General features: G+C 48.9%; 2 protein-coding genes. Both read left to right on the top strand.

All coding sequences use genetic code 11. The features are described from left to right. On the top strand, positions 1-932 hold a 932-nt coding region (locus tag J4G07_22465), incomplete at its 5' end, for a tyrosine--tRNA ligase (protein ID MCE2416748.1). A gap of 102 nt (positions 933-1,034) precedes the next feature. Then, positions 1,035-2,835, top strand: a 1,801-nt coding sequence (locus J4G07_22460; protein MCE2416747.1) for a vitamin B12-dependent ribonucleotide reductase, incomplete at its 3' end; no start/stop codon positions are given.

Below are 2,835 nucleotides of genomic sequence, written 5' to 3'. Positions count from 1 at the left end.
TAGCAAATAACGATGGAACACAGACTACGCCAAAAGCCGGAGGTTTTCTCAACAACGCCGACTGGCTACTGTCTGTAAACTACATTGAATTTCTACGCGACATCGGTAAACACTTCCGGGTGAATGAGATGATTAAGGCAGAAGGTTATCGACAACGTCTTGACCGTGAACTCGGACTTTCCTTCCTTGAATTTAACTATCAACTGCTCCAAGCATACGATTATTTATGTCTTTTTCAGAAGTATGCATGTCGTCTCCAACTCGGTGGAGATGACCAGTGGGGCAATATTCTGGCTGGCGTCGATCTCGTCCGTCGCGTCGAAGGCGAACGCGTTCACGCGGTTACTTTCCCGTTACTCACTACAGCGAGCGGCGCGAAGATGGGAAAAACCGCAGGCGGTGCAGTCTGGCTTGATGCTGAACGGACATCATCCTATGAGTTCTATCAATATTGGATTAACGTGGACGACCGCGATGTCTCCCGGTTTTTAGCGTATTTCACCTTCCTTCCAATGGGTGAGATTCGACGACTCGGTAATTTGCAAGACGAAGCCATTCGGGAGGCAAAGGAGATTCTCGCGTACGAAGCCACAAAACTTGCCCACGGAAAGACAGAGGCAGATAAAGCACAAGCAGCATCACATGCTGCATTTGGTGGTGGGAACCTTGATGAAGCCGCGATGCCGACTTCGGCTATCGCCTCAGAACGACTTGACAGTGGGATTCCAATTATGGAATTGTTTCATGAAGTCGGATTGGCAAATTCGCGAAGCGAAGCACGGCGGCTCGTTCAACAGGGTGGTGCTTATATTAATGAAAAACAGTACCGTGCGATAGATATGGTCGTTGGGGCCGACTTGCTTGAGGAGAACGCTTTGCTTCTCCGCGCCGGTAAGAAACGCTACCACCGAATTATTATAAAAAAAGATTAATTATAACTATAGGAATATTTATAGACGCGCTTTCAAGCGCATATTATTATAAAATGGTTATCGGTATCTTTTTCTGGGTCCGATAACTAACAGGAGGTCAATATGGATGAGGGCGATCGGACAGGACTCACTTTCAGACCCTATTTTACCAAGTCCGGCGTTCATCCCTACGATTTGTTGGAGTGGGAACGCCGTGACGCGGTCATTTACAATGAGAAGGGTGATGTCATCTTTAAACAAGAGCAAGTTGAAGTACCAGCAAACTGGACACAACTTGCGACAGATATTGCGTCCTCGAAATATTTCCGAAAAGCCGGACTCCCCGGTGCAGAATCGGAGGACAGTGTTCGTCAATTGGTTACCCGTGTGGCGCGCACACTCCGTCGCGCAGGCGAAGAATTCGGGGGGTATTTTGCTACCCCTGAAGACGCGAAGACGTTTGAGATGGAATTGACGCATATCCTCGTTACACAACGCGGTGCTTTCAACTCGCCTGTTTGGTTCAATTGCGGTTTGTGGCATGAATATCATATCGAGGGGGGCGGTGGTAACTACTATTGGGACCGAGATGCGCAGGAAGTCAAGGTCACTACCAATGCGTATGAACACCCGCAAAATTCCGCCTGTTTCATTCAAAGCGTTGACGATTCTCTGGACTCTATGTTGGAACTCCAGAGATCCGAAGTGCGTCTCTTTAAATATGGCAGCGGCACAGGCTCCAACTTCAGCCAAGTTCGCGCGAAGGGTGAACTCCTCTCCGGTGGTGGCGAGAGTTCGGGGGTCCTGTCATTCCTTGAAGGCTTTGATCGATGGGCAGGTAGCATCAAATCTGGTGGCACCACAAGACGCGCAGCCAAAATGGTTATCCTCGATATGGATCACCCAGAAATTGCTGACTATATCGACTGGAAACTCAGGGAAGAGAATAAAGCAAAGGCACTCATCGCTGCAGGGTATCCATCCGATTTCAATGGTGAGGCATACAGCACCGTCAGCGGACAGAACAGCAACAACTCCGTCCGGATTCCAGATGATTTCATGGATGCCTACTTACAGGGAGATTCATGGAAAACGACGTACCGGACAAGTGGCGAAGTTGCCGACGAATATGATGCCAGAACACTGATGGAAAAGATTGCCTATGCCGCTTGGGCATGCGCAGATCCGGGTGTCCAGTTCGACAGCACGATTCAGAAATGGCATACATGTAAAAACACGGGCAGGATTAACGCAAGTAATCCGTGTAGTGAATACCTCTTCTTAGACGATTCTGCCTGCAACCTCGCCAGCATTAATCTTGCCAAATTCTTGAGAGATGATAACACCTTTGACATTGAAGGTTTCCGAGCGACTGTTCGTGTGTTCGCCACTGCGATGGAAATCATCGTAGACCTCTCTTCATACCCAACGGAAAATATAGCACAGCGTTCTCATGAATATCGTCCCCTCGGACTCGGTTATGCTAACTTGGGGGCACTCTTGATGCGTTTAGGCATTCCTTACGACAGTGACCAAGCGTTTGCCTACGCAGGTGCCATTACTGCTATCCTGAGTGGTAAGGGGTATCAAACAAGTGCAGAGATTGCGGGAAGTATCGGTCCTTTTGCGGGGCACGCGAACAATAGCGACGCTATGTTGGACGTTATGCGGATGCACCGCGATGCCGCTTACAGTATCGATTCAACAGCATGCCCACCCGATCTTTTAGATGCTGCAAAAGCGGATTGGGATGTCTGTCTTGAAAAGGGAGAACGTTGGGGTTATCGGAATTCCCAAATTAGTGTTATCGCTCCGACCGGAACTATCTCTTTCCTGATGGATTGTGATACGACAGGGATTGAACCCGAGTTCGCTCTCGTCAAATTCAAGAAGTTGGCAGGCGGCGGGTACATGAAAATTGTCA

It is taken from the genome of Candidatus Poribacteria bacterium (assembly GCA_021295715.1).
In the GTDB taxonomy this organism is placed as follows: Bacteria; Poribacteria; WGA-4E; order WGA-4E; family WGA-3G; genus WGA-3G.
The sequence above is the reverse complement of the archived record's forward strand: the minus strand, read 5'-3'. Positions and strand labels throughout refer to the sequence as shown.